The organism is Moorena producens 3L, from assembly GCF_000211815.1.
Classification (GTDB): Bacteria; Cyanobacteriota; Cyanobacteriia; order Cyanobacteriales; family Coleofasciculaceae; genus Moorena; species Moorena producens.
In genome coordinates this window covers 54430-77032 of the sequence record NZ_GL890924.1, presented here as the reverse complement: position 1 = coordinate 77032, position 22603 = coordinate 54430, and the positions used below count along the sequence as shown (strand labels likewise).

The 22603-nt window shown below is 41.0% G+C and carries 18 protein-coding genes; 7 read left to right on the top strand and 11 right to left on the bottom strand.

Annotation, left to right across the window (positions count from 1 at the left end):
* From LYNGBM3L_RS45780 to LYNGBM3L_RS15405, 4 genes are all read left to right on the top strand, one after another.
* Positions 1–481, top strand: a 481-nt coding sequence (locus tag LYNGBM3L_RS45780; protein WP_044493358.1) for a hypothetical protein, incomplete at its 5' end; no start/stop codon positions are given.
* Positions 482–652: 171 nt separating this feature from the next.
* Positions 653–2566, top strand: coding sequence for a glycosyltransferase family protein (locus tag LYNGBM3L_RS50405; RefSeq protein WP_044493378.1), 1914 nt, complete (start codon positions 653–655; stop codon positions 2564–2566).
* Between the two features lie 26 nt (positions 2567–2592).
* Positions 2593–2718 carry a hypothetical protein gene (locus LYNGBM3L_RS48705; RefSeq protein WP_267872044.1) on the top strand — a complete coding sequence of 42 codons (126 nt, stop codon included), beginning with the start codon at positions 2593–2595 and terminating at the stop codon, positions 2716–2718.
* A 10-nt stretch (positions 2719–2728) separates the two neighbouring features.
* Positions 2729–3220 (top strand): hypothetical protein, encoded by a 492-nt coding sequence (locus tag LYNGBM3L_RS15405; protein ID WP_008184995.1) that lies wholly within the window; start codon positions 2729–2731, stop codon positions 3218–3220.
* 191 nt (positions 3221–3411) lie between these two features.
* On the opposite strand, the gene LYNGBM3L_RS15400 is transcribed toward LYNGBM3L_RS15405, so the two are convergent.
* Both LYNGBM3L_RS15400 and LYNGBM3L_RS40800 read right to left on the bottom strand, forming a co-directional pair.
* Complete coding sequence (locus LYNGBM3L_RS15400) at positions 3412–3708, bottom strand: hypothetical protein (RefSeq protein ID WP_008184993.1); 297 nt, start codon at positions 3706–3708, stop codon at positions 3412–3414.
* Between the two features lie 89 nt (positions 3709–3797).
* On the bottom strand, positions 3798–4052 hold the full coding sequence (locus LYNGBM3L_RS40800) for a hypothetical protein (RefSeq protein ID WP_131826896.1): 255 nt from the start codon (positions 4050–4052) through the stop codon (positions 3798–3800).
* A 174-nt stretch (positions 4053–4226) separates the two neighbouring features.
* On the opposite strand from LYNGBM3L_RS40800, the gene LYNGBM3L_RS15395 reads away from it, so the two are divergent.
* Together LYNGBM3L_RS15395 and LYNGBM3L_RS15390 are read left to right on the top strand one after the other, a co-directional pair.
* Positions 4227–5213 carry an MraY family glycosyltransferase gene (locus tag LYNGBM3L_RS15395; protein ID WP_008184991.1) on the top strand — a complete coding sequence of 329 codons (987 nt, stop codon included), beginning with the start codon at positions 4227–4229 and terminating at the stop codon, positions 5211–5213.
* Positions 5214–7973: 2760 nt separating this feature from the next.
* Complete coding sequence (locus LYNGBM3L_RS15390) at positions 7974–9890, top strand: polysaccharide biosynthesis protein (protein WP_008184988.1); 1917 nt, start codon at positions 7974–7976, stop codon at positions 9888–9890.
* 243 nt (positions 9891–10133) lie between these two features.
* Here the strand turns inward: LYNGBM3L_RS15390 and LYNGBM3L_RS15385 are convergent, their stop codons facing one another.
* A complete protein-coding gene (locus LYNGBM3L_RS15385) occupies positions 10134–11117 on the bottom strand; it encodes an NAD-dependent epimerase/dehydratase family protein (RefSeq protein ID WP_008184985.1) in 984 nt (327 codons plus the stop codon).
* A gap of 317 nt (positions 11118–11434) precedes the next feature.
* Between LYNGBM3L_RS15385 and LYNGBM3L_RS15380 the strand changes: the two genes are divergently transcribed.
* Entirely contained in the window at positions 11435–12022 is a 588-nt protein-coding gene (locus LYNGBM3L_RS15380; protein WP_008184983.1) for a YdcF family protein, read from the top strand.
* A 410-nt stretch (positions 12023–12432) separates the two neighbouring features.
* Here the strand turns inward: LYNGBM3L_RS15380 and LYNGBM3L_RS15375 are convergent, their stop codons facing one another.
* From LYNGBM3L_RS15375 to murJ, 8 genes are all read right to left on the bottom strand, one after another.
* Positions 12433–13611 (bottom strand): glycosyltransferase family 4 protein, encoded by a 1179-nt coding sequence (locus tag LYNGBM3L_RS15375; protein ID WP_008184979.1) that lies wholly within the window; start codon positions 13609–13611, stop codon positions 12433–12435.
* A gap of 69 nt (positions 13612–13680) precedes the next feature.
* Positions 13681–14421 carry a class I SAM-dependent methyltransferase gene (locus LYNGBM3L_RS15370; protein ID WP_008184976.1) on the bottom strand — a complete coding sequence of 247 codons (741 nt, stop codon included), beginning with the start codon at positions 14419–14421 and terminating at the stop codon, positions 13681–13683.
* 190 nt (positions 14422–14611) lie between these two features.
* Positions 14612–15760 carry a glycosyltransferase gene (locus LYNGBM3L_RS15365; protein ID WP_008184974.1) on the bottom strand — a complete coding sequence of 383 codons (1149 nt, stop codon included), beginning with the start codon at positions 15758–15760 and terminating at the stop codon, positions 14612–14614.
* Positions 15753–16868 (bottom strand): glycosyltransferase, encoded by a 1116-nt coding sequence (locus LYNGBM3L_RS15360; protein ID WP_044493375.1) that lies wholly within the window; start codon positions 16866–16868, stop codon positions 15753–15755. The genes LYNGBM3L_RS15365 and LYNGBM3L_RS15360 overlap by 8 nt, the downstream gene beginning before the upstream one ends.
* 8 nt (positions 16869–16876) lie before the next feature.
* Positions 16877–18067, bottom strand: a complete 1191-nt coding sequence (locus LYNGBM3L_RS15355; protein WP_008184970.1) for an O-antigen ligase family protein — start codon at positions 18065–18067, stop codon at positions 16877–16879.
* A 497-nt stretch (positions 18068–18564) separates the two neighbouring features.
* Positions 18565–19896: a phenylacetate--CoA ligase family protein gene (locus LYNGBM3L_RS15350; protein WP_008184969.1), complete on the bottom strand. Its 1332-nt coding sequence runs from the start codon at positions 19894–19896 to the stop codon at positions 18565–18567.
* On the bottom strand, positions 19896–21011 hold the full coding sequence (locus LYNGBM3L_RS15345; RefSeq protein WP_008184966.1) for a glycosyltransferase family 4 protein: 1116 nt from the start codon (positions 21009–21011) through the stop codon (positions 19896–19898). Before LYNGBM3L_RS15345 ends, LYNGBM3L_RS15350 begins: the two co-directional genes overlap by 1 nt.
* A complete protein-coding gene (gene murJ, locus LYNGBM3L_RS15340) occupies positions 21008–22600 on the bottom strand; it encodes a murein biosynthesis integral membrane protein MurJ (RefSeq protein WP_229414508.1) in 1593 nt (530 codons plus the stop codon). The genes LYNGBM3L_RS15345 and murJ overlap by 4 nt, the downstream gene beginning before the upstream one ends.
* Between the last annotated feature and the right edge of the window lie 3 nt (positions 22601–22603).

Here is a 22603-nt window from a genome sequence, read left to right as displayed (position 1 = left end):
CAGTCAGCAGTCAGCAGTCAGCAGTCAGCAGTCAGCAGTCAGCAGTCAGCAGTCAGCAGTCAGCAGTCAGCAGTCAGCAGTCAGCAGTCAGCAGTCAGCAGTCAGCAGTCAGCAGTCAGCAGTCAGCAGTCAGCAGTCAGCAGTCAGCAGTCAGCAGTCAGCAGTCAGCAGTCAGCAGTCAGCAGTCAGCAGTCAGCAGTCAGCAGTCAGCAGTCAGCAGTCAGCAGTCAGCAGTCAGCAGTCAGCAGTCAGCAGTCAGCAGTCAGCAGTCAGCAGTCAGCAGTCAGCAGTCAGCAGTCAGCAGTCAGCAGTCAGCAGTCAGCAGTCAGCAGTCAGCAGTCAGCAGTCAGCAGTCAGCAGTCAGCAGTCAGCAGTCAGCAGTCAGCAGTCAGCAGTCAGCAGTCAGCAGTCAGACCTTGACCTTGGCCGTTGGCCACGCACTCGCGTTTGGCTGAAAGCACCTCAAGTAGCGTGCGGGTAGCACATAAGCTGATAACTGATAGCTGAAAGCTGAAAGCTGAAAGCTGAAAGCTGAAAGCTGAAAGCTGAAAGCTGAAAGCTGATAGCTGATAACTGATAACTGATAACTGATAGCAAGCCATATCGTCATAATTAGGAGTGGGGAAGAGTGCCAGCAGCAGATATTTTAGTTATGTCCAATGGCCCAGGAGAGGTGACCACCTGGGTGCGACCAGTGGTGAAGGCATTGCGGGAAACTTTAGGCAATGACCGTTCATTACTCCGGATATCGGTAGTCCTATCTCCTTGCCCTCATGCCACGGGCAAAGAAGATGCGATCGCAAAATCCTACCCAGAAGTAGACCGGGTTCAAGCAGCAGAGGATTTTTTGCCATTCTTGTTGTGGGGCAAGACAGCTCAAAACTGGGACTGGCATCCACAAGGGGTTGTTCTATTCCTAGGGGGAGACCAATTTTTTCCAGTAGTGATTAGTAAGCGCTTAGGGTATCGCAGTGTTGTCTATGCCGAGTGGGATGCTCGTTGGTACCCCTGGATTGACCACTTTGGCGTGATGAAACCCGATATTATCGCTCAAGTGCCTAAGAAATATGCCCACAAATTCACCCTAGTAGGGGATTTAATGGCAGAGATTAGGGGATTACCCCTTACCGGTTCTCAGGTTAATCAGGAGTTACAGGTTACTCAAGGGTTACAGGTTGCAGGTTCTCAGGTTACTCAGGAGTTACAGGTTACTCAGGGGTTACAGGTTACTCAGGGGTTGAAGGTTGCAGGTTCTCAGGTTACAGGTTCAACCCAAGAAGATAACCTTGGCCAAAAGGCCACGCTACGCGAACAACATTCAACCCAACCACCTTGGCCAAAAGGCCACGCTACGCGAACAACCCAAGAAGATAACCTTGGCCAAAAGGCCACGCTACGCGAACAACCTTCAACCAAACAACCTTCAACTAAACAACCTTCAACTAAACAACCTTGGCCAAAAGGCCACGCTTCGCGAACAACCGAAGATAACCTTCAACATTCCACTGAAGTGATCGGACTATTACCGGGGTCAAAACCAGCCAAACTAGCTCAGGGAGTACCTTTATCTTTAGCGATCGCTGAACACATCCATAGGGCTAGACCCCAAACTCGCTTTGTGATTCCGGTTGCTCCTACCATAGATCTAAAAACATTAGCCAAATTTGCCAATCGAGATCACAATCCCATTATTAACAAGACAGGATGGTCAGAGGCACAACTTATATATAAAGTTGATAACGACTCGGTGATTAATCCAGGGTTACAAGTTAAGGGGTTACAGGTTAAGGGGTTACAAGTTAACGGGTTACAGGTTAAGGGGTTACAAGTTAAGGGGTTACAAGTTAAGGGGTTACAAGTTACAGGTTCAAACTCCGATAACCTACCCTACGGCAACGCCAAAGGCGAACAACCAAATACCCTTCAACCAAATACCCTTCAACCAAATACCCTTCAACCAAATACCCTTCAACCAAATACCCTTCAACCAAATACCCTTCAACCAAATACCCTTCAACCAAATACCCTTCAACCAAATACCCTTCAACCAAATACCCCGCCCCCGCAACTATTCCTCAAAACCCCCAGTGGCTTGTGTGTAGAACTCTGGGAGTCCTTTCCTACCTATGAATTGTTATCGCAATGTTGTCTTTGCTTAACCACAGTGGGAGCGAATACCGCTGAGTTGGGGTCTCTGGCCGTGCCAATGATTGTGCTGTTGCCGACGCAACAGTTAGATGCCATGCGGGCTTGGGATGGCTTACCCGGTCTATTGGTCAAGTTACCAGGAGTAGGCTCTAGCGTAGCGAAAGTGATTAACTGGTTGGTGCTAGGGCAAAAGCGTATGTTTGCATGGCCCAATATTTGGGCAAAAAGGGAAATTGTGCCAGAATTGGTAGGAAAGCTTGAGCCGGTTGAGGTTGCCCAACTTGCTCTAGACTATCTGGAGCATCCAGAGAAGTTGTCGGAAATGCGATCGCATCTCAAGAGCGTTCGCGGAAAACCAGGAGCTGCCCAAACCTTAGCTCAACTGGTTAAACAAGAACTTCACAAAGACATGATATAGCTTACCTAAATCAATTCTGATAATTTTTGATTACCTACTCCCGATTCCCTACTCCCGATTCCCGATTCCCGATTCCCTACTCCCGATTCCCTACTCCCCACTTGAGCTTGACTTTCCGAGTTAGATGGGATTACAATACTATTCCGCAATAGTATTTTAATTATGATTGTCGGTACAACACAAGCTGCATCTCTGCTGGGTATATCATCTCAACGACTGCGGATGCTATTAAGTAAAGATCGCATCAAAGGAGCCAAAAAAGTTGGTCGGTTTTGGCAGATTCCATTATATGATGGTGTGCCAGTGGTCACCGAAGGTCGTAGGGGACCAAAAGGTACATGGAATCAGGAGAAGCATGTCGGAGCTACCTATATCCACGTTAATGAGGAAGCGTTAAAGAGCAATCACAAGAACCAGACATCTTTGCCAGTGTTTACTGTTAAACGGGGTGAGCGGACTCATTACTGTCATGAGGTAGAAATAGCAGGAGCCTGCCGACTGGTTTATCGACCATTACAAGCTGAGTCTATGAGTGATTCGGTGTGGCTCCAAGTTGAGCCTAATGTTCTAGTGACTACTAAAGTGTTTACTGGTAGTGAGAACCTCGACGATAAATTAGAGGAGTCTCAAGATAGCCTTGACGCAACAGTTTAATTAGTTAGTTAGATTAAGGCCATTGCTGAATCTTAGAATCAATAGGAGTAGAGTGGGCATCCTGCCCGCCCGAAAACATCCCCGAACGGGCAAGATGCCCATTCCACAAAACTATTAAAATCATTCCATTATTAAGCAAAGCCAAATTAAGAGCTATTTTTCAATAACTCTTGCTACCTATACCTTTAAGGTCAAGCTTGCATTAAAAAGCAACCGCCAAGATTCAACAAACCTGTAATCAAACCACCAATAATCACTCCTTTCATCAATTCCCATCGTCCTAGCAATCTTAGCACAACTAAGACTGGGATAACATAGACTAACTGAGCGATACCAATCATAGACAATATAATAAAATAAAACAGACCATCATAACCTGTAGAAAAGTGTAGATAAATACTTAAACAAATAATACCTATTACTAGATTGATCAAAATAACGACTAAACTGCCGATTACAATAGGATTTGCCTGATTACTGTTGCGCATATCACAAACCTCAAGAATGGTTTAGAGCAAGTCCGGTTAATCATTACTCATTAATAAGTTCTCAAATAGTACCAGGTTTTTGGTAATGGTTAATGGGTATAGCAGTACCCGATTGAGAACGGGTGTATCTCACTTTTGTAAATGTTGTATAGGGTGCGTGATAAGACGGGCTCGCCCTCATTTTCCCGGTCGCCAGTGTTGGGACAGCCCGACTGGGAATGAAACGGGCAAGATGCCCGTTCCACCAAGATGCCCGTTCCACCAAGATGCCCGTTCCACCAAGATGCCCGTTCCACCCACCAGGTCAAACAGCTTTTAGGAGATGCACCCGGCATAAGGGACAAGAGTTTCAGTTTTTTTTTCTGATTTAATAATATGTCGTTTAAATGCGCGACAGCTTAAACACTTCTGCCGTTTACCCTGTCACCGAAACGTATTGTAAGTTTTCTTTTCTCACTCTTAATACTGAATGTTTAACTGAGGCTAGTAAATAGTGGTGTATTAATCAAAAAGTTTAAATGCACCCACTATTAACTCTCTGTGTAATCAGTTTTTCCCTCAGCCTTCTTAGCGTCGCTCTAATTAAACAAAGCTTAAGTCAACAACTTATTGACATCCCCAACGAACGCAGTTCCCATAGTCAACCCACACCCAGAGGGGGTGGGTTAGGTTTTATTATTGCCTTTGCTATTGCCATCATTGCCAGCCAATTTCTTGGTCTTAACCTGATTGATTCCGGACAAAATACGCTTTGGTTCGCCCTCATTCCCTTGGTAATTATTGGCATTATCGACGATTCGCGAGGAGTTCCTGCCAGCGTTCGCTATCTAGTACAATTCTCGGTTGCTACCGTCGTGGTCGCCTCCTGTGGTGCTTTTCCCTTTCCTGGGCTAGCTCACCTAGGTATAGCAGGCGAGCTTATTGCTACTCTACTCACCATCATTGGCATGACCGCCCTGATTAATTTCTATAACTTCATGGACGGTTTAGATGGCTTAGTAGGCGGAGTAACTGCTGTACAGTTAGGATTTTTTGCCCTCTGGTTGAATCAGCCCCTTCTCTGGCTATTGGTAGCAGCTTTAGCAGGATTTCTCTATTGGAACTGGTCACCGGCCAAGATTTTTATGGGGGACGTCGGTAGTACTGTGTTAGGTGCTGTGGTGGCGATAACCCTCCTAAGTCAGAATCATAATCCGACTTCTGCTTGGTCAGCACTGGTATTGACTTTACCTCTAATCGGCGATGGGATCTATACCCTCTGTCGGCGGCTGCTGCGTGGTGAAAATATCTTCAAAGCTCACCGTAGTCATCTGTACCAGAGGCTCCAGCAATCAGGCTGCTCCCATAGTCAAGTGGCGATTACCTATATTTGCATAACTCTTCTGATGGCCTTTAGTATTGATTTCCTAGGAACCATAGGAGCTTGGAGTAGTTTAGCTTCCCTAATTGTGGCGATCGCCTGCGCAGAAACTTACCTACGGACGCGTATGCTGTCGTCTACTTAGGCGTTCCTGAATTGAAGTATGAATTTAGATTGTCTGGTTTTGAGAAAGCCCCCGTTGGTTCCCAGGGCTGTTTCATTCTCAAGAAAATAGAAGATAATCAAAGATAATTACTCTTAAGTGCCAAAAGTCAGGATATAGCTCAGATTATAGCTCATTGTATTGATCCAGCGCGGTTTTACCGCGCTGGATCGCTTTTATACATTGATATTTAGTCTTTTATTCGTAACCATAAGAAGTTTTAAACTCTAAAAATTGACGACAAAATTCGTGAATTTATATCTTGATTTTCCTCTGTGATGACCATATTTATGAGTTTTGTAGCTATGACATGCGCGGGCATTTTAAGTCGGGTTTGAGGAAACCATGCCATCCCCGTATATTGGGAACTTCTTGGTAAAAAATGAAATAGCAGTTTCGGCCAACAAAAAAAAGTAATTGCACCAGTATTACCCTTACTGCGTCCTTATCCAGTTGTCTTGTTAGGAGACCTTGGCCTTTCGGCCACGCTACGCGAACGGTGCGTAATTTCAGAGCGTGAAGCTAGCCAAGTGGCGCGAATTTCTGGGGGATAGACTTGGCATTACGTCAGAGGGGACATGCTTATAGCAATCCTATCTGATTCGTGAAAGAAATGGGCTGCTTTAAGGCAGAAGGCAGAAGGAACCCACCCCTAACTCCTCCCAGGAGGGGAATGGCAGAAGGGACAGGAGTTGGAGCTAGTTTTTAAGAAGTCCAGTGATTTTACAAGCGATGCAGAGGTGCGACCCGTGGCGAATTTAATTCGCCTACGGAAAACGCACCATTACGGTCTTGGGGGTTTCCCCCACTCGCGCTTTGCATCAAGACAATGATTTAGGATTGCTAAGCACCTACACAGAATTAATTGCCTACTCCCAATCTCTGTAACCCTTACCCTGCAAGGCTTTGAGTTTTGTAAAATGTGTAATTAATTTTGTGTACCTGCTTATATCTGATGACGAGCAAATTTATATGGCTCTAAAAAATTTAGTAATTAAACCGGGAATGTTGCGAGTTTATCAAGACATTTATTATACAAATAAAACATAATTTATTAAATTTTAATTTGGCGGCATATTGGAAGCGTAACTATCGAAGCAAGAGTCCTAAATAACCTTGGTATATCCTGAAAAGTATCCAGATTATATCAGGTTCGGATAATTAGTTATAAAAAATCATTACCCTTGAAAGCTTACTTCTTTACTTCTGCCTTCTGCCTTCTGCCTTCTGCCTTCTGCCTTCTGCCTTCTGCCTTGCTTTCGGCGCTTAGTATAAGTATTCAAACGGACATGATATTAGTCAACTTACTTTATCATTTTAGGCGGCTCGTTGGGGTATTGATACAATGTTCAGATATTACAAAACTGGAGGCGAAAATCGGGTAAACACGATAGTTAATATTCAGGGTTAACTTGGTATTATATTGCTCATTAATATCGCTTATTTTAATTGATATAAGTTTCCTTATAATATTTACAAAAAATGAGAGTGGATGAGTATATTTTTCACCCGAATGAAGAGAAACGTTCTGTGAAAAGGCACAGTGATTTTTGGATATAATTATATGGATCTATCTGGGTTGAATCGATGGAACTTTGGTCAGACCTAGCTACTGATCTGATGAATCTCAAACCTCATAAACACCTCAATTTTATCAAAGACATGAAAGCTCTATCCCTTATAAAGTCTATAGTGTAGCCATATTTTCACCCCTTAAGAGGGACTATTTGGGTTGGGAAGTGATTAACCGGAGATGAGATTATATCATGTCCGGTGCTTTCGGTAGTCTTCATAGTTTTCTGAAAAATTTTTCTGCAAATAATTTCACCATTTGTTCATTTTAGAGTAATTCACAAACTATTCACAAACTAGTGTTATCTCTTTCTAAATATAGTAGCTATTCATTTTTTTTTACTATCCGGATTTAGAGTTGATACGGTGTATTAATAATCGGGATACTTCATGGTTTAATTCCAAAATTATGATGCTTGTTAATTGAGTTATTAACATTTTTTTATTGTATTATGATGACCACCGAATAATTCTTTTAGTGAAAAAAAATATTTTTATCCTAGATTAGGGATGTTAATCAATGCCATCCACCTATTATCTATAGGGTTCAAGGGGAACGATTCCAACAATACTACTTAGTTGGTGAACACACTATGGTTAACTCTATAAATTCTCAGGACGAGTGAGGACAAAGCTTATGCTTTTAAGGCAGAAGGCAGAAGGCAGAGGGCAGAATTAATAAGGTCTTAAAGGCAATCAGCGCCAATCAAAACTGTACCTCATAGCTATGAGAAACGCTATATATAGCATTTCCAAATAGCTCATAAAACCCAAGACTGATTTATCAGCACACCAAAAAATCCTCGGATCGTCTTGATGCATCCCTCTTTCATACTGATCCGAAGTTCCCTGATCCGAAGTTACCTTGTTCTATCACTTCTATGTTTACATCTCAAATAGAAATGCTATGGGGAATCATCGCCAGAATCAGCACTGCCTCTACTTAAGTGCCAATTGCACTTTTTCCCACAGTATCCCTATCTCGGTCTTACCCCAATCTCCCCCCAATCTGGGTCGAAAATCCCGTTGTTTGGAGGTCGTCGCTACAGATAGGGGCGGATCTAGCTCTAGTCAGCGCTGTCGTGCCACTGGTGGGGCAGAGAATCATTAATCTAGGGTTCCAGTGACCCTAAATCGCACAAGCAATAACCTTCTGAATTCGTTATCTTTATGAAATCCTATATTAACTACCTGCTGATTAAGCTTTATGGTGGCTATAACTCAATCTCCAGACGGCAGAAGCGCCAGTTCCTCGTTGCTCTAGATGCATTTTTATTTTGCCTTGCTATTTATCTAGCTTTTTGGCTCCGCTTCGACGAAACACTTCCCCTCTCAGGAATTGTTCAGTATGCTTGGCTAATTATCCTGTTAATTGTGGTCAAACTTATAGGCTTCCAAGTCTGTGGCATTTATCGTCCTATTCTGCGCTACACAAGCCTAGAGTTTATTACCACAGCACTCCAAGCTGTTTTCTACAGTTCCGGAGTTTTAGTGATCCTCGCTTACTTACACGGTTCTTGGCCTCTTCCTCGCTCAGTTCTGATTATTGATGCCTTCCTTACTCTATTTCTCCTGATTGGGTTACGACTGCTAATTCGCAGCTCAACTCATAATCTAGCCTATTACGCCCATAGCAATTTACCGCCAGAACGGCTAGTGATCTATGGTGCAGGGGCAGCAGGTTCTCAGCTTGCTGCTGCTTTAGCTAATCAGCGAACTTACCGACTAATTGCCTTTATCGATGACAACTCGGATTTGCAACACCGTGTAGTCATACAGGGACTCAAGGTTTACTCTCCTGCTAAGTTGCGGTTACTTTGGCGACAAAAAGCTTTTGATACGGTAATTTTGGCAATGCCTTCGGTAACAAAAGAAACAAAACGCTGTATTCTAGAACGCCTACAGAGTCTTTCAATTCCTGTTAAAACCGTACCCTCCTTAAATGAAATACTCTCTGGTGGAGTTTCTATTCAGAAACTTCGCAACATTGATATTGCTGACCTCCTCGGACGAGAAGAAGCTGCACCTGATCTTGAACTATTACAAATGCAGGTGACAGGAAAAGTAGTGCTGGTGACTGGTGCAGGAGGCTCCATTGGTTCAGAACTGTGTCGCCAAATTGCTCAGCAGCAGCCCCAGTGTCTAGTACTCTACGAACTCAGTGAATTTGCTCTCTACAATATTGACCTCGAACTAGCAGAAACCTATCCTCAATTGCAGCGCTTTGCTTACCTAGGCAATGTCACCGATAAGGATCATCTCAGTACTGTTTTAAGGGATCATCAAGTCGAGACAGTCTACCATGCAGCAGCCTACAAGCACGTTCCTCTTGTAGAAGTAAATGCAGCGCGAGGCATTGAGAACAACGTTTTAGGAACCTGGACTACTGTCCGCTGTGCCATTGAGTGCGCTGTGAAAAACTTTGTCTTGATTTCCACTGACAAAGCGGTACGTCCTACCAATATTATGGGCGCTAGTAAACGGGTAGCAGAGTTGGTAGTACAGGCATTAGCAGCTCAACCAGGACATTCTACCCGCTTTGCCATTGTCAGATTTGGCAACGTCCTTAATAGTAGTGGTTCGGTTGTGCCTCGCTTCTCCCGACAAATTGACCAAGGTCAACCCATTACCGTTACCCATCGGGAAATTACTCGCTATTTCATGACCATTCCTGAGGCCGCTCGCTTAGTGATGCAAGCAGGGGCAATGGCAAGTGGAGGAGAGGTATTCTTGCTGGATATGGGAGAACCAATTCGCATTTACGATCTCGCTTTGCAAATGATTCGTTTGAGTGGGCTTATTCCCCAACAGGACATTGAGATCAAAATAACGGGATTGCGACCAGGGGAAAAACTCTATGAGGAGTTGCTGATATCTGGGGATAATGTCAAACCCACGCGACATCATAAAATTTTCTCTGCTCAAGAATATTTTTGGAGTTGGGAGATTTTGCAACCGCAGTTGACAGTTCTGGTTGATAAAGCTCGACTCAATGATCGTGCAGGTATTGTTACTCAACTGTGTAATCTGGTGCCAGAGTACCAGCCTTCTGGTTGTAATGTCCCCATTAATATGATGTGCGGTTGAATACTTACACGAGGCGCGAATCGAAGGCAGAAGCAATCCCCCCTAACCCCCCAATTTGGCGGTGCGACCCGTGGCGAATTTAATTCGCCTAGGTCAAGCGCACCGGGGGGGGAATTAGCGGATGCTTCGCTTTTTTAAAGATGGGGACCAACGGGGGCAAATGCGCAAAAATATCCCCTATCTTCCCATCTCCCCATCTCCCCACACCTCCCACCCTCCCCACCCTCCCCACACTCTCCTTAATTATGGGTATTCAACCAGACTTGATATTAATCCTTGCTCCAGGGTATAGGGTGGTTGCCAGTTGAGAGTCTGACAAAGTTTGCTACTATCAACCCATAGGGAACCATCCAATCGAGAAATCATTGAACTATTGAGGATGAAAGTTCGCCTGGTGATTAGTTCTACAGTATCTCCAAAATTACCGGCTAGCCTCAATAAGCTCAGGGGAATTGGCAAGATATGACAGGGTAGTTCTAGACATTGAGCAATTTGTCTGATCAGTTGCGTTGTTGAGAGGTCTTCGCCGTCGCTGATCAGGAACGTTTGGTTTTTAGCTTGGGGATGGGTGATAATAGTGGCGATCGCATCTACTAAGTTGCCTACAAAAACCAAACTACGGCGATTATTTAAAGAGCCAAAGGGTAGGGGTAATTTTTTCTGTACTAATTTAATTAAACGTTCCATATTACCTGGATTGCCCTGACCATAAACTAGGGTAGGACGCAAAATAGTCCAAGTCATCTTGTTGCTTGAGCTAGCTAACTCAATTAAAGCCTGTTCTGCTTTCAATTTGCTGCATCCATAGGGAGTATCAGGTTGGCAAGGAGAGTTTTCGGTGAGAATCTGATCACTTAAGGTAGCCATAGCACCAATAGAGCTAATGAATATAAAATGCTGTACACCAGCTTTAATGGCATGTTTAACTAGCTGAGTAGTACCTAAGGTATTCACTTCCAGAAATTCTGCTTCCGGATTCGGTGCGTCGTCCTGTAAGATGTGAGCCCTTGCGGCTAGGTGAATTACGGTGTCGATGCCTTCAAGAGCCTTACTCCAATCAGTATGACGATTGATATCACCTACAGCAATGGTTTTGAGGGAGATGTCTGGGGGATGGAAAAATTGGTTACGCACTGCTGCGGTGATTTGCCAACCTCGCTGATGGAGAATAGGCAAAAGATGACTAGCAATGAAGCCAGTTGCCCCAGTAACAAGAATATGTTTCATAATCGCTATGTGCTAAGTTGGAAGTGATTCAGTGATGGCTTTCAACTATCGGTACTACTAACTCTAGCGGTTTTCAATTAGGTGAGGTACATTTTTTTAGGGAGCAGGGAGCAGGGAGCAGGGAACAGGGAGCAGGGAGCAGGGAGCAGGGAGCAGGGAACAGGGAACAGGGAACAGGGAACAGGGAACAGGGAAAAAATGATCTGTACCTCATTAGACTAGAACACATTATACAATAAGAGCTATTAGAGTCCGAATTGGATGGCTAGTTATTAAGGAGGATTATGAGTATAAACAATAGGCTATTCAAGGATTTTATGAGCTTTCCAATTGCAAAAATTAGACTCAATAAGTTGTGGCTTGTTTTGCTTCCTATGGGACTGTTTTTTATTAGTATCATTCCCTTACGTTTAGCCATTGCACGCCATCAAGAACCAGCACCCCAGGCTATTTTGGTTCTTGGTAGTAATAAAGATCGCTTCAAATTCACTGCCCAGTTTTCCCACTCCCATCCTGAATTAGATATTTGGGTTTCTGACTACTACAGTAATTTTGAGCGTAACAGGCAGATTTTCCGAAAAGTAGGAATCTCAGACCAGCGAATTCACTATGATTTTTGTCCCACGGATACGGTGACAAATTTTACTTGCACAGTTAACTATTTTTATCGGCAGGATATTCAACATATCTACCTAGTCACCTCGGATTATCATATGGTAAGATCCCGGGCAATAGCAACTTTTGTTTTTGGTAGTCGGGGTATTACTTTCACTCCTGTTTCTGTCCCCTCAAAAGGCTATCCAAAAGAGTCAAAAATACGAGTTATTCGAGACTGTATTCGTTCTCTCCTCTGGATTGTGACTGGAAAGAGTGGGGCAAGTTTGAACCCAAATTTGAAGTCATGAAAGTTTAAGCTGTTCAGCATTTAGATTGGGATACCTAAATTGCTCAAAGGGAACGGGGAACTTCGGATCAAGGAACGGGTGCATCTTTTTGTTGTAAATCTATAACTCAGAGGAGTGTGGGAGATTTTTATTAAGGGTCATTATCCTGACATAATATTAGCCTTCAATGGTCGTATTTTTGCAAAAGCGATGCAGGGAGGTGGCGCGGTCAAAGCAGGCCACCCTATGAGCGACTACCGGTGCGGTCTTAGGCAGCCAGCGCGGTCAAAGCAGGCCACCCCATGAGCGACTGGCGTGGTTTCCACGGGGCAAACAGCGGTGCGGACGCAGGTGACCCACACAGCCCCTCCCCACTCGCGCTTTGCATCAAGACAGTGAGATGAACCCACACGGAACGGCGAATAACCAATTTAAATGCACATCAACTTATCAACTATTAATTCAGAATAAATTGTCTCAATTGTTTGTACCATTACATTAGCATCAAAAAGTTTTCTAGTTAGTTTTTTTGCATTTTGACCAAGGCGTTCTCTTTCTTGAGGATTTTGAAGCAAGTCAGTTAAATGAGCTGCTAATTCCTCAGTATCCCGAGGCGGAAAGAGTAGACCAGTTTCATTATGATGTACAACTTCTGGCATACCATAAATATTCGGGACAACAACTGGTGTACCCAGTAGCATAGCTTCAGTCATGGCTCGACTTAGCCCTTCCCAAAGGGAAGAAAGAGCGAAAATATCAGCGATTTTTAAAATTTCAGGGACATCTTCCCGAGAACCTAAAAATTTTACATTCTCCTTAATGCCCAGCTTTTGGGTTTGAGTTTCTAAGCGGGGTTGTAGCTGTCCTTCACCCACAATAAGTAAAATTGTTTTAGGAAATTTTGCAAGTATTTGGGAGAAAGCATCAATCAAAAAGTAAGGTGCTTTTTGTTCATCTAAACGTCCTACCATGACAATCGTTTGCCAAGCATCGGGAATTCCCAATTTATGCCTCATTTCTGTAGGATTAGACGGGTAGTCTAACTTAGTCAAGTCAATGCCACCATAAACAGTCTTAGAGTTTTCCAGACTTAATATACCTAGTTGAGCAGCTTGTTGACGGTTGAGTTCACTAACGGTAATAAAAAAATCAGTGCAAGATCGGACACTCCGTTCTAGGTTGATATAGAGTTGACGCTTCCAAGCAGGCATAAAGTCGTTGAAGGGAAAACCATGAATGGTGTGAACAACCACAGGAACCCTGGCAATGCGAGCAGCTAAGCGACCTAAGATTCCAGCTTTTGAGCTGTGGGTATGAACAATGTCAAATTGCTCTTGGCGTAGCAGTCGTACAATATCCAATAATGCCTGAAAATCTTGAGTGGGATGAAGAGGACGAATGAGATGGGGAAGAGGATAAAATTTGTCAGCAGCTTGTTGAGCACGTTCTATCCAATAGCCATCAGGATTAGAGGCATAATGTACAGTAAATCGAGTACGATCATGTTTTTTGACTGTGAGGAGGCTCGTATCTTGAGCTCCTCCAACCGCCAAGCGAGTAACAATGTTTAGAACTTTAGGCTTAGTTTTGAGATCAGTTGTTACTAACATAGATTTGCTAATTTAAGTTTACTGAAATAGACTATGGATAGCTTTCCAGGTTAGTGAAATATCTAGATACTACACTGGTTTGAGTATTACAGAGAATTCTGATACACATAATTCTTCATCAGGTAGATGTTGAAATAATTTTGATAGATTTGCCCTCTTTATTGGAAGATCAGGCCAACGATTTGCTTCCACAACTTCAACATCAAAATCTGCCATCTTAAAAAGGCTTATCATCTCAGTGTATTGAATTCTATTAGTGTAAAACCCTGATCGAGACATAAAGTCAGATTCCCAGATCTGCTCAGGGAATCTAAGATTATTCAAACCTTTTGCTAAATGATCCTTTAAATCAATTTCATGGGAACAGATTCCATCATCACGAATTACTCGTCGCAATTCTTTGAATGTATCAAGGAACTCTCCACGTCTAATATGCTCCAGTACAGCGTGAGACCATATAAAATCCACAGATTGATCAGGTATGGCTTTTAGAGATGATAAACCTGAGGTTAAATAGTTAGCTGAGCATTCATTTAGAATATCCGGTAAAGACTCTAGATTTTGTAAATCTTGTACAGGCAATCCTTTCTGATCGAGAAAGAGTAGCAATGCTTTATACATTTCTATATCTTTCTGTGCAAAATCTCCAACATCAACTAAGTAGGAAGCCGATCCTCCAAAAGCATAGCTGATAATGGCTGATGATAACGAATCGCCCACTCCAAGTTCTAAGCTAACAAAACCTGACTTTGCTTTTGCTCTATCAAAATGCTTTTTGAAGACGTTATATGCATAATTATAATTTTGCATGCATATTTCCATGCTCGAACCATGAGATGCTCTTCCAAAAATCGTAGCTAATTGGTAATCTAGAGAGTACTAACTTAGCTATTATTTTTAACCACCATGGGCTATATTGCTTTAACATGATTGAATCACTTATAAATGGGCAATGAAATGTCAGACCTCAAGTTAATGTAAGTTCAATTGATTGAAAGGATTATTGAGAACCTAAACACCTTTTTTTCGCTAACACTGTCCTGTAAAGTTTTTCCCAGATCTCCATTACTCGCTCAATGCTATAGTTCGATTCGACGTGAGAGCGCCCGATTTCACCAATTTGCTTACGTTTCTCTGGAGAAAGTTCCATCAAATGCAGCATAGCTTGTGTCAGGGATTCAGGAGACTGTGGGGGAACTAAAAAGCCACTTTTTTCATCTAATACAACCTCACGATTACCCCCAACATCAGTAGCTACCATAGGTAAACCAGAAGCAGATGCTTCTAAAAGTACTACTGGCATTCCTTCCCAAGCTGACGACATCAAATAAGCATCGGCAGCACTCATCAAAGCTGGTATATCCCGGCGTACCCCTAAAAATCTTACTTGGGATTGAATGCCCAACTTGTCCGCCAAAGTTTCTTCCTTAGAACCTAACAAACCATCTCCAGCAATCAGTAGAATTGCATTTTTATATCTTTGAGCAATTTTAGCAAAGGCTTTGAGCATATTGGGATAATCTTTTTGCTCATGGTTACGCCCTGCTGCTAACCAAACAAATTCATCTCCTAGATTTAATTCCCGGCGAATTTTGCTGCGTACTTCAGGGTGATGTTGAAATTTTTCACTGTCCACAACATTGGGTATAAATTTAATTTTCTGTTTGGGTACTACCCCCACTTTGATGTAGCGTTCCAAACCGGCTTGACTCACCTGAGTAGTTAAATCACACCAAGGATCTGTGCAACGGTAGGCAATTTCTCGCCAACGTCCCCCCTCTTTAAGATTATGAGCTGTAGCCACCAAAACCTGTATGGGAGTAAAAATCCTGGCGATCCTAGCCATCAGATTAGCGTGGAACATATGACTGTGTACAATTTGCGGTTGCCATTGGCGTAAGAGATTAATTAACTCTAGTAGTGCCCTGGGTTCTGGTACACCCCGTTTCATGTTTAAACTATGGACAGATAATCCTTGGGCTTGGGCTTCTAAACCCATTTGACCTATGGGAATTAGAGAAAGAATCCTTACTTGGTGACCTTTAGCTACTAAAGCATGGGCAAGATACATAACTTGTTGTTCTGCTCCCCCTACTCCTAAACCAGTGGAAAGAAGGACTATACTCAATTTATCTGTGGCATTACTCATTATCTGTGCTTAAATTCAATAGTTTTAAGTATTCAGTAGTACTCTTTTCTTGGGAGAATTCTTCTTTAGCTCTAGATTGCAAAACTTCCGGGGCAATGGGATTATTCAAAGTAGCTACCATTGCTTGGGCTAAACCCTCAACATCCCCCACTGGAACTAAATTGCCGTATTTACCCCCTGCTAAGATTTCCTCTGGGCCACTTTTGCAGTTAGTTGCTACTACAGGGGTTCCCACAGCCATAGCTTCAATTAACACCGTGGGTAAACCTTCTCGATTAGAAGAGAGAACAAATAAGGCTGCTTGAGCCATGTAAGCAAAAGGATTATTAACAAATCCTGGTAAACTTACCTGATCTTCTAAGCCCAATTCCTTGACTAAGGCTTCTAATTTAGGGCGTTCTTCCCCTTCCCCTAAAATCATTAATCGAGCGGAACAGTTTTGTTGAGCGATGGCAAAGGCTTTAATTAAGGTAGGGAAGTCTTTTTGCTTGGTGAGTCTACCTACTCCTAAAATTACGGGAGGCTCTCTGGGAGAAAACCAGGGATGGTCTATGGTAGCTTGAGCTTTGAGTAATAAATTAGGGGTAACTACTGGATTATAAATAACTTTGATGTGGTTGCGGGGTAAATTAACTGTAGTGGCTAGGTTATCTGCCACACCTCCCGATACCGCTACAATGGAATCTGCCCAGGGGTAACAATGATGGATTAAGCCGTGAATTAAGGGGTTTTTCCATGGGGATTGATTGCCCTCAGAAGAGAGAGTGTTACGCACAGTAACAATGATGCGGGTGGGTACTCCAGCAATAAATTTACCCCACAAGCCAACTAAGTTAACATAATCCATAGCGCAGATGAGGTAAGCAGGTTTTTCCTGTTTCAGGTATCCCACTAGCTTAGGTAGGCTCAACAGCACCCGTTTGGCTTCAAGGTGAACTAGATTAACTTGGGGAGATATCTCCGAAAAATAAGCACCATCTTTTTGCGCCAGAACTAAATCTACCTTTAAACCTTGTTCCGCAAGACCATTGGCGAGTCTGAGCATATTACGCTCTGCACCACCACCCCGGAGGGAAGCTAGGAAAATGGCTATAGTTTGAGTTGACATAAAGCTTCTCATTTTACTTTGCCTTTTTTGTTAATAACTGCTAATAAAGCACAGGACATAAGAACAGGACGATAATATAAAATTCGATGATTAAAAAGGCACCACACCAAAATAAATACGGCAAAACTCCAGATTAAAAATTTTTTGTTAGTACGGGTATTTTTATTAATGGTATAGATTAGAGAAGGAATAATAAAAATACCAATAATGCCATGCTCTGCTAGTAAAGATAAATACATATTATGGCTATTTAATTCCAATTCCCATTCTTCCGTAGCTCCAATTCCATTTCCTAACAATGGTTTTTCTGAAAAATAGTCCCAGGCATACTTAGCTAGCTGGAACCTTTCTTGAGCAGCGTTATCTTCAGTAGATCCAGTAGTAAAAATTTCAATTCTTTTTTGAGCTTCTCCATGTAAAAACTCTAAATTATTAACTTGATAGTTATTATCTAAAAAAAACGTTAGTTGATTTCCGATCACAACAAGTAATACTCCTATAACTAGAAAGGCTTTTACCAATTTATATTGTGGAATTACGTTAAATATAATCAGAGTAATAACACTAATAATCCAACCAAGTATTCCTCCTCGGGAAAATGTAGAAAAAACCCCCAAACCAACTAAAATAACAAATATTATACGATATTTAGGCTTGAAAAGATCGACAGTAAAAAGCATTCCTAGGGTTAATGTCCCTGCACTATCATTAGGATCTAGGTAAAAACCTGCGGAGCGTCCCACATCATCCCAGTAAAATGCTTCTGGGTAAAATATTTCATAAATATTATTAGCAATTCCTAGTAAAACAGCAAATAATATAGTCCAAATAGCACAAGTTTGTACTAAACTATTTTGGGATAAAATTACTAGCATAATCAGCACAAAAATCATAGATAGAACTCTAGTTTCAAGGGCTTGAAAAGCAATGCTAGATTGAGATGACAAAAAGAAAGACCCAATTGAAATAACTAAAAAAACTCCACACCAGGTGATTAAATAAGTAGACTTATAATTGATTTTTATTTTTAAGATTAACAAAAACAAGGTTGCTAAACAAAATACAGCAATAAACCAAAGAGGAATAATATTGACAATATCAGCATTGTGCAAATAGTTATCTATACCTGTAAAAAATATCGCAAATGACGCTACTGACAATAAAATATTATAGTACAGTAAAGCATTTTTTTTTTGCATAAACTTCATAAATTTGCATCAATAATATATTTATAAAATTGTAAAAACTATCTTAAATTTAGTGATAATTGTAATATAAAAACGAGAAGATATTGCTCCATCAAGAGTGTCAGTTTTATCTCTATGCCACTTGATTACAGATCCTGGTTCTAGAAACATTAATCTGAATCGACGCTTAGAGCCAGGAAGTTTGGTCAAAATCTCTTTAATATATGGGCACATTCCCATAGCGGGTGTTTATAAAAAAGGCTTCCCAGTAATAAGTTTATCAGTATAAACATCTCCCCCAGAGGTTATTAAACCTATAGCTTTCCATCCTCCATCGTGGTGATCATGTCTAGAATGTTACTCTCCTCCAAATTCTTTGATTAGATTATAGTAATCTGTTAAAAGTATTGATTGGGAGAAGTGAAGCGGTAATTCACACTGAAGCGAAAGATTACTAAGTGCTGTCAATATTTAAAATATTTGCATATATAAAAAGCTCCAAATCCTGTTTAAATTTCTGAAATTGTGTATCGGTACTTACCAGAAGCACTTGGGTAAATTTGATCAACAAATTCAAAACTAATTTGGCATTCTTCTCCTATCGCTATTTGGCAATGATTAACTATTTCATCTAATTCTTTTTGCTCTGGCTGATAATCTTGATTTCCTTTCATGATTCTTATCACTAGTTTTGAATAATCCTTTTGAACAACTTGGAAGTTATAAATCCAGTCTTTAAAATAAAGAAGATAAGTAAAATATGATCCATATACTAGACTGCCGTCTTTACGCTTAAACATATCCGTAATTCTACCTGAAACTTCCTTGAATATCTGCCGTGAGGGTTCGTTAACTAACAAAGTGCCACTGTCACCAATTTTGTACCGTATTAATGGCATAGCATAGTTAGTTAAATTAGTAACCAAGATGTTTCCTTCAACACCGGTTGGCAAGAGATTATTATTATCATCTACAATTTCAATATAACTGCCCCAAGGTGCAGCCCATAGACCTTCTTTACCAGGTAGTTCACAAGCAATATCACCCACTTCTCTAGAGCCATAACGATTGAAAACTTGGCATTGAAATACAGACTCAATCTTTTCGCGCATCCAAGGATAAAGTGTGCCGGAAGTGGTTATAATAGCTTTTTGAGGAACAATGGTTATTTGCTCCTGTTCAGCAAATTGTGCCAATTCATATATTGCCTGAACGTAGGCAATAATTATCTTAGGAGGTTTGTTATTTAGCTTGTGAATAAACCCCGCCATTTTTTCAGGAGTCATCAAGAAAGCATTCATATAGGTCGTATTTCTAAGAAAGCTTGATAACTTAGCTTTAATACCTTTGTTTGATAATAAATCTGTTCGTGAGCCCCATAAAATTGCTTGTGGATCACCAAATTTTCTACCTGAAACAAAATAAGAATAAAGCGACTTAATCGCCATCGAACGGTTGAAATATGCCCGGTCTTGAATAAGCCTTATTGGTTCTCCGGTTGAGCCACTTGATTGATTAAAATACCACTGTCGTTGTTTTAAATCCGTAGATTTTATTTGTTCAAAGTTTTGGCGAATTAAATCTTTGGTTAAAACTGGCAAGTTTTGAAGATATACTTCTGGATTTTGTTCAAGAAGTTTATAATTGCCAATTTGAGCCATTATTTGAGTATAATAGGGGACATTTTTTTGGCAATGTTTAAGAATTTTTATCAAGTTTGTTTGAGTTGTTTCAGGGTGTATTCCTGAAGTAATTTCTTGACTAAGCTTGTCAAAAATAGCAGAGTATCCTCTACCTTGTAGAGAAGAATAGTGTGAATAAAGCCATCCTCTAAAATTCATTATTTACTCACATTTTCAAAAAGTTTTTCCCAATCTTGCAAAATTTTTTCTAAAGCAAAGCGTTTATTGACTTCTGTCGCACGGCTAGCTAAACGTTGACGTTCTTCTGAGTTAGACATCAAATTTTCCATGGCAGTAGCTAAAGCTTCTGAGTCTTCATTGGGAACTAAGACACCATCTACGTTGTGACGAATAATTTCTTTTGGTCCTGTAGGACAATCCGTAGCAATGACTGGTAATCCACAAGCTAAGGCTTCGCAATGTACCATAGGAAACCCCTCCCAGCGAGAAGCCATAACAAATAATTCAGACTTTTTTAAGACAGGAAAAGGATTACTTAAACGACCTACTAAAACAACCTGAGCAGATAAATTTAGTTTATTAATTAGAGCTAATAACTCAGATTTTAAATGTCCTTCCCCTATGATTAGTATTTGCCAATCGGGATATTTATGGGCAATTTTTGAAAATGCGCTGATTAGAATATCGAAACCTTTTTGTTTTGTTAGCCTCCCCATACTTGTGATCCAATTTTTGTGGGAATCTATACCTAGATTATGTAAGACATGGTCTTCAATCAGATCATTCTCTGGTATTTTCACTATTGGGTTATATATCACTACTCTTTTATTTGGATTTAGCCATTGGAATGACTGATCTAATTCTTTACTTACACTCACTAATTTATTAGCGTATTTATAAACTAATTTTCTAAGAGTGTACTTTTTGCGTTTATCAGATTTTTCTCTGCCGTAAGAATGTTCAGTAATAATTGTCGGCAGATTAGTTTTTAATAAAGATAATATAGTTAATAGATTTGTAGCTACTAAATGGGAAATAACTAGATCAGGATTAGTAGATTTAATAGCTTTTCTTAAAACTAAACATCTGTGTAAGTTATTTCGTAAAGCTTGCATAGCATTGTGTGAAGCACCCGCAATATTCAGAGCTAATCTAGAGACCTTAGGTGACAGTTTATAAAAATCACGTTCTTTACCAGCTATGGTGATAAGTGTTACCTGATGACCTTTTGCTACAAATCCTTCAGCAAGCAAAACCGAAACACGTTCTGCACCACCACAAGAAAGAGATGAAATCACTAACGTTATGTTCATATTTTTTGTTGGTAATTTGTGTTAATTTTTTGAGTAATAAATGTAGTATGTAATAAAAAACAAATCACATAAATTATGCTAGTAGATAAAGCAATTCCAGCGATTCCTATCCATTGGATAAATAAAAAATTGCAGATAATATTTACCAGTAAATTAAATGCACAAGTCCAAGTAAATACATAATTCATTCTCATTGAAGTAATCAGTCGAACCACTAAAATGTTGCCAACATAGAAAGGGATCTGTAAGGCATACAAAGCTTGAATTTGAGCCACTAAAGATGTGTCATCAGCTGTAAATGATCCCCTTTGCAAGAGAATCCTAACTATAGGAACGGAACAAATTAAGAGAATAATGGTTAAGGGAATAGTTGTGATTAATATTAGCTTCAGATATTTTTTTAGCGTATGTTTTACCCCTTGCCAATCTTCCCTGGCGATCATCTTAGAAAAGTAAGGCGTAGCAACTGTCCCTAATCCTATGGTGGCAAGAGTAAGGGGCAGAGCAGTCAATTTGTAGCCATAGCTCAGGGCTGCGACGCTTCCCGGTGCTAACATGGCTGCCATTGATTGGTCTACTAATGTAGTACTTCCTATTAAAAATGCAGCAGCAGCAGAGGCTCCATAGAGCCGAAAGACCTCTTTAAGCTTAGAATCAAGCTTATATAGTTTTGGTATTAAGCTAATGCCTTTTCGCCTCAGTGATATACCTAGGAAAATAATTTGTATTAAAGTTCCTCCTAGTAGTGCTATAACTAAGGCAAAGACTCCCCAAGATGAAAATTTTAAAAGTAAGATAATGCTTAAGGCAGGGATGGCAATGGGCAAAATAGCAGCCAAGCCAAAACGTTCACCAGAATTCAAAACTGCCTGGAAAATCGAAACAATTCCATTAAGTATAAGTAGAGGAGAAACTGCTAATAGTAGTTGGAAAGTAAAGTCGATTTTGCCAGAGTCGAAACCTGCTGCGATTTTAGGTAAATAGAAGGGAGCAAAAGCTACCATGAGGATGGTAACTATTAGTAACAATCCAATTACATAAGACATTGCTCCAGAAAGCAGTTTCTGAGCCTGTTGTTGTCCTTGTTGCTCTCTTTCCCGTATATAGGTAGGAATAAAAGCAGGTTTAAAAGAACCAGCGACTACATTATCAATAAACTGAGGAAGCAACAAGGCAATCACTAATGCATCCACTTCATTGCTGGTGCCAAAACTCCAAGCAACCACAAATTCTTTGCCCACAGATACCATTTTTACCAGTACAGTCATACCAGTTACTTTAGCTGCAGCACCAAAAATTTGGCGATTATTAGAGCCACTGGAAATATTTTTCCAGAACTTAAATGCATTATGTAATGGCTGTTTTTTCACTGTCAATATTTCATCTAAATTTTTGATAGCTGTGTGAACTATAGCGGTTTTTAGCCTAATGAGGTACACAAGATTTTTTCGCTCTTCCCTCTTCCCTCTTCCCTCTTCCCTCTTCCCTGCTCCCTGCTCCCTGCTCCCTGCTCCCTGCTCCCTGCTCCCTGCTCCCTGCTCCCTGCTCCCTGCTCCCTGCTCCCTAAAACCCAAAAATGTGTACCTCACCTA